At 38.4% G+C, this 7,924-nt stretch carries 6 protein-coding genes; 3 read left to right on the forward strand and 3 right to left on the reverse strand.

What is annotated here, in order from left to right; genetic code table 11:
- Positions 1–62 precede the first annotated feature (62 nt).
- Together VB713_RS20775 and VB713_RS20780 are read left to right on the forward strand one after the other, a co-directional pair.
- Complete coding sequence (locus VB713_RS20775) at positions 63–914, forward strand: SWIM zinc finger family protein (RefSeq protein WP_323313402.1); 852 nt, start codon at positions 63–65, stop codon at positions 912–914.
- 477 nt (positions 915–1,391) lie between these two features.
- Positions 1,392–2,240, forward strand: coding sequence for an SPFH domain-containing protein (locus VB713_RS20780; RefSeq protein WP_323313403.1), 849 nt, complete (start codon positions 1,392–1,394; stop codon positions 2,238–2,240).
- Positions 2,241–2,270: 30 nt separating this feature from the next.
- Here VB713_RS20780 and folP read toward each other — a convergent pair whose 3' ends face one another.
- From folP to VB713_RS20795, 3 genes are all read right to left on the reverse strand, one after another.
- On the reverse strand, positions 2,271–3,110 hold the full coding sequence (gene folP, locus VB713_RS20785; protein ID WP_323313404.1) for a dihydropteroate synthase: 840 nt from the start codon (positions 3,108–3,110) through the stop codon (positions 2,271–2,273).
- 95 nt (positions 3,111–3,205) lie between these two features.
- Complete coding sequence (gene tpiA, locus VB713_RS20790) at positions 3,206–3,931, reverse strand: triose-phosphate isomerase (protein ID WP_323313412.1); 726 nt, start codon at positions 3,929–3,931, stop codon at positions 3,206–3,208.
- A gap of 137 nt (positions 3,932–4,068) precedes the next feature.
- Entirely contained in the window at positions 4,069–4,890 is an 822-nt protein-coding gene (locus tag VB713_RS20795; RefSeq protein WP_323313405.1) for a class I SAM-dependent methyltransferase, read from the reverse strand.
- A 457-nt stretch (positions 4,891–5,347) separates the two neighbouring features.
- Here VB713_RS20795 and VB713_RS20800 point away from each other — a divergent pair, with 457 nt between their 5' ends.
- Positions 5,348–7,783, forward strand: a complete 2,436-nt coding sequence (locus VB713_RS20800; protein ID WP_323313406.1) for a GAF domain-containing protein — start codon at positions 5,348–5,350, stop codon at positions 7,781–7,783.
- Positions 7,784–7,924 lie beyond the last annotated feature (141 nt).

The raw sequence follows: 7,924 nt of genomic DNA on the forward strand, positions 1-7,924 counted from the left end.
AAAAGAATTTTATTTATTACTAGTATTTTGCTGGTTTATCTTATCTCAATTTTGAATTAATTATGACTAATGATACCCTACAAGCTAGTCGGGAATGGTGGTCACAAAGGTGGCTTGATTTACTAGATTCCTATCGCTTTAAAAAGCGTTTAGAACGGGCGAGAAACTATTCTAGACAAGGCAATGTTTTAAGTATCGAATTTAAAGGAGCAAAGGTATTAGCGAAGGTGCAAGGGAGCGAAATAGAACCTTATAAAGTCTCCCTTTCTCTTGATTCTTTCACTGATGAAGAGTGGGGTTATGTGATTGAAACTATGTCCCAAAAAGCCAGTTATGCTGCTAAGTTGTTGGCAGGAGAAATGCCACAAAATATAGAAGATGTATTCACGAGTAATGGGCTGTCATTATTTCCTTTTACTTTAGGAGACGTTCACGGTAAATGTTCCTGCCCTGATAAAGCCGTACCTTGTAAACATATAGGTGCTGTATATTATCAATTGGGCGATCGCTTTAGTGAAGACCCTTTTGTTTTGTTTCAATTACGAGGGCGTACCAAAGAACAAATTATCAGCGATTTACGTCAGTTACGCAGTAGCAAATCTGGAGTCCAATCGGGAGAAGCATCGTTAAAACAGGAAAAATTCTCATCCAAACAGACAACTATTCATTCTCAATCTTCCATCAATTTAGATAATTGTTGGCGATATGATGAACCATTAGAATCTTCTTTAGTAGTAATTGTACCTTCAGTTAACGAGACAGTTTTAGATGTTTTGGGTACAATTCCCCTAGCTAAAGATGAAGAAAATTTAGTAAATTCATCAGCGGGTGATGTCGCCATGAATTATTTGCAAACAGTTTACAAAGATGTTAGTCAGAAGGCTGTTTTAGTAGCGATGAATGTGAGTGGATGAATTACCGCAGCAGTCAACGGTCAGGCGTGGAGTATTGCAATACGCCCATAAAGCAGTAAAAACTTCAGTTCTTCGGTTCTTTTTATGGAAAACCTGGGTTAAAACCCTTGAAAGCCTTTATTTTTTACCTAATTTACCTGCAATAATCTATATTTTAACGTTGCTAAGTGTAAAGTGTTCGTCGCGTAGAGTTACTGAAAATAAGAGTTTGAAAGCTCATAATTCGCAATGGAGTTTTTTTTGGTAAAGTTAATAACAAGATTACTACTTGCCAGCTTGTAATCAAGGTGCTTTAATAGCTAGGCGCTCCGCAGGAATAGCATCCCGCCAGATTTTCCAATCTGTACAATATTTATAATATATACAGCTACTCATGTTCATAAAGTTACAAACTCAAAACATTTAGACTTATAGGTAAGAAAAGCCATTACCATACTCTTGACACTAAATTCTACCAATTGCTGAAGAGGAATATATATGGAGCCAATCATTGCTATAGTTTTAGCGCTTATAGGTTACGCCTTAGGATCTGCGAAAATAATTAATCAAGGAAATGAAGCCCTTGTCGAACGCATGGGGCAGTATCATCGAAAACTTAGACCTGGACTTAACTTCATAGTTCCTTTCCTTGACCAAATTGTCATGGAAGACACAACACGGGAACAGGTTTTAGATATTAAGCCTCAAAATGTGATCACCAAAGATAATATCTACCTAGAAGTTGATGCAGTTGTTTACTGGCGTATTACCGAGATAGAAAGAAGTTTTTATGAAATTGACGATCTCCAACAGGCACTGACAAATTTGACTACGACTACGCTCAGGGAAATTATTGCCCAGAACAGCTTAGACGAAACCAATATGTCTAGAGCCGATATGGATAGAAGCATATTAGATCTGTTAGATCCAGTAACAAAAGGTTGGGGAGTTAAAATTATCCGCTTAGATATTCAAAGCATTACACCACCAGAAAGTGTAAGGAAGTCAATGGAAGACGAGCGAGCTGCGGAAATAAAAAAACGGGCGGTGATTACCGAAGCTGAAGGGGAGAGACAAGCAGCGGTTAAAAAAGCGGAAGGAACTAAAACTTCGATGGAGATCATTTCTGAAGTCTTACGTTCTCATCCTGAAAGTAAGGAGATTTTACGGTATCTTGTGGCTCAAGATTATGTACAAGCCAGCCAAAAGCTAGGAGAGAGCAATAACGCTAAAATTGTTTTTGTAGATCCAGCTAATTCCACAGATATGTTTCAGGAATTGATTGCTGAAACAGTTACTCAAGAAGAAACAAAGAAAACTTCTGGTAATGGTAATGGTGCTGGTTAAGATTGTTGGTAAATATTTAAGTTATGCTGACTATCGATAGATAGCATCAGCAACTAGGGAGACATCGCGCATTTCTGAAACATCGTGAATGCGGAGGATATCAGCACCATTAAAAATGGCTGCACAACAAGCTGCTGCTGTTCCCCAAACTCTGGCTTTGGGATCTGGTTGGTTTAAAATTTTGCCTATAAAACTTTTACGGGAAGCTCCTATCAGTATTGGACAATTAAGCGCTTTTAATGATGGTAAGCTGCGAAAAATTTCTAAATTTTGTTCATAGTTTTTAGCAAAACCAATACCAGGATCAATAATTATTTTATTTTGCTTAATCCCCGCAGTAATTGCGGCTTTTTTTTGCTGAGATAAAAAATTATAAATATCCTGTATTAAATCCTGATAATCAGTTTGTTGTTGCATTGTCTGGGGAGTTCCCCGGATGTGCATTAAGATAATTGGTACATCTAAATTAGATACTGTTGTCAGCATTTCTGGGTCAAATGTACCGCCAGAAATATCATTGACGATATCAGCCCCGGCTTCTACAGCAGCTTTAGCTACATTTGATCTAGTTGTATCTACAGAAATTGGAATTGAAATTTTTGGTCGAATTAGTTGCAAAACAGACAGCACTCGGTCAAGTTCTTCTGTGAGGGTGATTTGTTCTGCACCTGGACGAGTTGATTGACCACCAATATCAATCATATCAGCACCAGCAGCTACCATTGCTTGGGCTTGGGTTAAAGCGGCTGAAGCTGTGTTAAATAAACCACCATCACTAAAGCTGTCAGGGGTGACATTTAAAATTCCCATCAAATAACTGCGCTGTCCCCAGGTGAAACAGCGTTCTCGAATAATTAATTGCTTTGACATAAGTTCCATACCGCCCCGGAATGAATTCCGAGGCTAATAGTAAAAATCCGTTTTAGGGGACTAAATTGATTTGTCAAAAAGTCGTAAATGGCGTTCTAATGATAATTGACAATCCTGGCAAAACTATCAGCTTCTAGACTCGCACCTCCGACGAGAGCGCCGTCAATTTCTGGTTGAGCCATGATCTCATCAATATTATTGGGCTTAACTGAGCCACCATATTGAATTGAGACGTTGGGATTAGTCAATTGAGAGCGAATTAAGCCAATTACCCGATTTGCTTCTTTACTTTCACAGGTTTCCCCAGTACCTATCGCCCAAATGGGTTCATAAGCAATGACCAAGTTATTTTGATCAACATCTACTAAGCCTTTTTCTAACTGTCTAGAAATCAGTTTTTCAGTTTTCCCTTGGTCCCGTTGGTGTTTGGTTTCACCAACACAGAGAATGGGGGTAAGTCCATGCTTTTGGGCTGCTTTGAGGCGGAGATTAACGGTTTCGTCTGTTTCGCCAAAAAATTGCCGTCTTTCGCTATGACCAACGATGACATAGCGCACACCAAGTTCTGTGAGCATGGGAGCAGCAATTTCACCAGTGTAGGCTCCATTTTCTTGCCAATGGACATTTTGTGCGCCCAATTGGATCAGGCTACCATGCAAATATTTGGACATGATGCTGAGGTCAGTGAAGGGAGGAAACAGTATAACTTCTGTTGTTGAGGGTGTTTCCTGCAAGTGGGGCAGAAATCCGCGTAAAAATTCTTCGGATTCTGACCGGGTTTTGAACATTTTCCAGTTACCGGCTATAACGATTTTTCGCACAGGTGATTTTGTCAAGATGCTAACGCTACTAGATGCATTTTTCAGTCTACAACTTTTCTTGACATTCCTTATCTACTGTGAGGGGAAAGTGCTTTGGTTTGGCGATCGCTTATGTACCTCTTGACGCGAAATCTCTCCTAAACCTTCTTCATTACCTGAAAAGCTGAGATATATGTAATTTCAATACTTTCCCCATAATGCTGATTAATCTTTTCCCGCAAACCAGCAAATAAAGCATCCCGAATTGAAGCTTCTAACTTTAAATATGGGGAAAGAGTACCTAACAGCAGTAAATAATCATCAACGCTATAAGTTACTTGACAAAGCACATGATCAGCAATTAAATCTTTAAACTTACCGGAAGCGAGGGCTTTTTCTCCGAAAGATTTAACTATTTTTTCTTGAGTTGTTATGTCTTCATATCTTGCTGAGGATGGGGCATGAATTTTATAAACTTGATGCAAAGTTTGGTATACTTCATAATTAGGTTGAGGTGTCATATTCCACAACAAAATTAAAGCACCGTCATCTTCTAAAGCATCAGCAGCTTTTGTATAAGCTGTTTCAGGGTTCATCCAATGAAAAGAAGTTGCTGCTAAAACAGCATTAAATTGCCTTGGTGCTAATTTCCATTCTTCAAAAGTTGTCTGCTGAATCTCTATATTTGGATATGCTACACAATTTTGTCTAGCAAACTGACAAGCTGCTGGACTCGGTTCTAAACAAACCATTGGAAATCCTAGTTGAGCAAAAGACATAGTTGCATTTCCTGGGCCACATCCTAACTCCAGAATCTTACTGTCAGGACTAAGTTTAGCGATTTCAACAGCACTTTTAATTATTGCTTGGGGATAGCGTGGTCTGACTTTGTTGTAAGCTTCTGCAACAGGAGAATACCAGTTTTTTTTTAGTTCTAAGTCTTGGGGATATAAATTTTTGATTTGCTCTAATTTTTCCATGAGTTATGATAAGTATTATTACAAAATAAATTATCTGTTTGCCGAAGGAAACTGTTGAAGATGAACTGTGAAAAATATGGGGATTTCATTCACTTTAAAAAATATACTAAACATAGTCAGAAGCTAGACTTTTACAAGATTACGAAAGATCGATATTTGTAGGGGTTTAACACTGCTCAACCCCTACCTATAGAATCAAATAATTAAGCGGTTTTGAGTATGGCTGAATATTGCGATATAGGTGCTTATGATATGATTATATCTGTTCTATTTATAGCAGTAAATATTTGTTTAGGAAAGCTAAACTTACGTAGCAGACAGCAATAATAATTTCTGGTTCCATAGCTTTATAAGAACACTTTGTTTGTACTTAATTTAGCTGCAAGATGCTGTAATAGTCATTGTAGTCAACTTATTGTAAGAGTAATTATCCAAAAAGCAATAAATATATCTAAAAATGTTTACACCTGCAAATGCTCAAACTCAAGCTGAACTAAGATTAGCTATAGTTCGTAACCCGCTAGTAGTAACACCAGAAACAACAGTAGTGGATGCGATCGCACTGCTCGCCGCAGGCATCGCTCAAATGGCTGAGACACGCTCAAGCTGTGTCCTGATTGTAGAAAATAATCAACCGATCGGGATTTTCACAAAAACAGATGTAGTACGACTAAGCGCCCAAAGACGAAATTTAAACAATCTAGCCATCCGCGATGTCATGGCTCATCCTGTTGTCACCTTGTACGAGTCGGAGTTTACTGACCTCTTTTTTGCCATTAATTTGCTCCAACACCACAAAATTAACCATTTACCAGTTGTTGATGAGCAAAATCAACTAGTGGGACTGCTAACTCATGAAAGTTTGCGGCAAAAATTACGGACTCTGGACTTGTTGCGGTTGCGTTTTGTTAGTGAAGTGATGACGACAAATGTGAATTGTGCTGCTCCTGATATTTCCATATGCCAAGCTATACTTCTTGATATTAGCGAACAGCAAGCTGTACTTCATGAACGCAAGCAAGCAGAACAAATCATTAAGCAGCAAGCAGAAAGAGAATATTTGCTACGTGAGACCACCCAACGCATTCATCAATCCCTGGATTTAGCGACTATTTTTAATACTGCGGCTCAAGAAATCCGACAATTCATGAATGCAGATCGGGTAGGAATTTTTCAATTAGATCCTGACAGTAATTTTAACGATGGTAAATTTGTCGCTGAATCTTTAGTTGATGGCTTTGAATCTGCTCTAGGGACTAAAATTCATGACCACTGTTTTGGTGAAAAATGTGCTGCTGACTATCAGCAAGGCCGAATTCAAGCAATAGATGATATTGACAATGCTGGACTAACAGATTGTTATCGAGATATTTTGGCACAATTTCAGGTTCGAGCTAATTTAGTTGTGCCGCTGCTACATGGAGAAAATTTGTGGGGTTTGTTGTGTATTCATCAATGTTCTGCCCCCCGTCACTGGCAAGAGTTTGAAGTTGAGCTTGTCCAACAAATAGCCAATCAATTAGCGATCGCTATTCAACAATCTATCTTATATGAGCAAGTACAATCGGAACTGATCATTAGAAAGCAAGCTGAAGACGCGATATCACTGCAACTACAACGGCAGAAAATTATTCAGGATATCACTCAACAAATTCGCTCTACGCTAGATATAAACCATATTCTCGCCACCGTTACCCAACAAGTTAAAGAATTAATGCAGGTGGAACGGGTGATTGTTTTCCGTCTGTTTCCTGATGGCAGAAGTCAAATTTTGGAAGAAGTCGTTTCTAGCGGGTATGCTGCCCTGAAGGATCATTATTGGGAAGATGAAAAATGGTCACAAGAAATTTTAGACTACTATTGGCAGGGAAAACCCCGGATTGTTCCTGATGTGATGAACGATATCTGGACAGATTGCTTAACCGAATACTCCACTAAAGGAAATATCCAGTCTAAAATTGTCGCTCCCATCTTACAGGAACTTGGAGAAAATGAAACTGGACGCTGGGTAAGTTCTGATCATAATCAGAAACTGTGGGGTGTATTAGTTGTCCATGCCTGTAGCACAAGACGTATTTGGGAAGATGATGAAGCTCAATTGTTACAACAAATAGCCAACCAATTAGCGATCGCTATTCAACAAGCGGATCTATTTGAGCAATTGCAACTGTCTCTAGTGCAAGAAAAAGAAGTCAGCAAAATGCGATCGCGCTTCATTACTATGGCATCCCATGAATTTCGCACACCTTTAGCCATTATCGCCTCATCTACAGGCATTTTACAAAAATTTCAAGAGCGCCTCACTGTAGAAAAACAACAAGAACATCTAGAAACAATCCAAAAAACCATCAAGCATATCGTCCAACTTCTTGACGATGTTCTCATGATTAATCGTGCTGAAGCCGAGAAGATGGAATTCAACCCAGAAGCATCAGATATCATCGCTTTTTGTCATCATCTTACACAGCAAATAGAAGCCACGAGTAACAAACACATAATAGAATTTGCCTTCAATGCAAACAAGCCAATATTAAACAATTCTTTCGTAGTTCAATTTGATCCAAAAATCCTCCAACAAATTCTCACACATCTCCTGAAAAATTCTATTCAATATTCTCCTCAAACAAGTTTAATTAAATTCAATTTAACCATAGAAAATGACAAATTAATCTTCAAAATTAAAGATTCTGGCATCGGCATTCCTGAAGAATACAAAGTTAATTTATTTGCACCTTTTCATCGAGCTTCTAACGTTGGCAGCATTTCTGGTACAGGCTTAGGGTTATCCATAGTCAAAAAGTGTGTTGATATGCACAAAGGAGAAATTTCCTTAGATAGTCAATTAGGAAAGGGAACAACATTTACAGTCAGTATTCCTTATAGCATTTCCTAGTCTAATGAAGTACAAAATTATCTGCGTACCTTGTGGGAAGCAAGCTATATCTGCGTCCATCTGCATTTAATTATTACTGCTTGTACCCAGCCCTCTAAATATTGACAAATAGGACACAATGTGAGTTTTCTAAGAAGGTAA

Origin of the sequence: Anabaena cylindrica UHCC 0172, from assembly GCF_034931625.1 — a bacterium.
GTDB classification, from domain to species: domain Bacteria; phylum Cyanobacteriota; class Cyanobacteriia; order Cyanobacteriales; family Nostocaceae; genus Anabaena; species Anabaena cylindrica_A.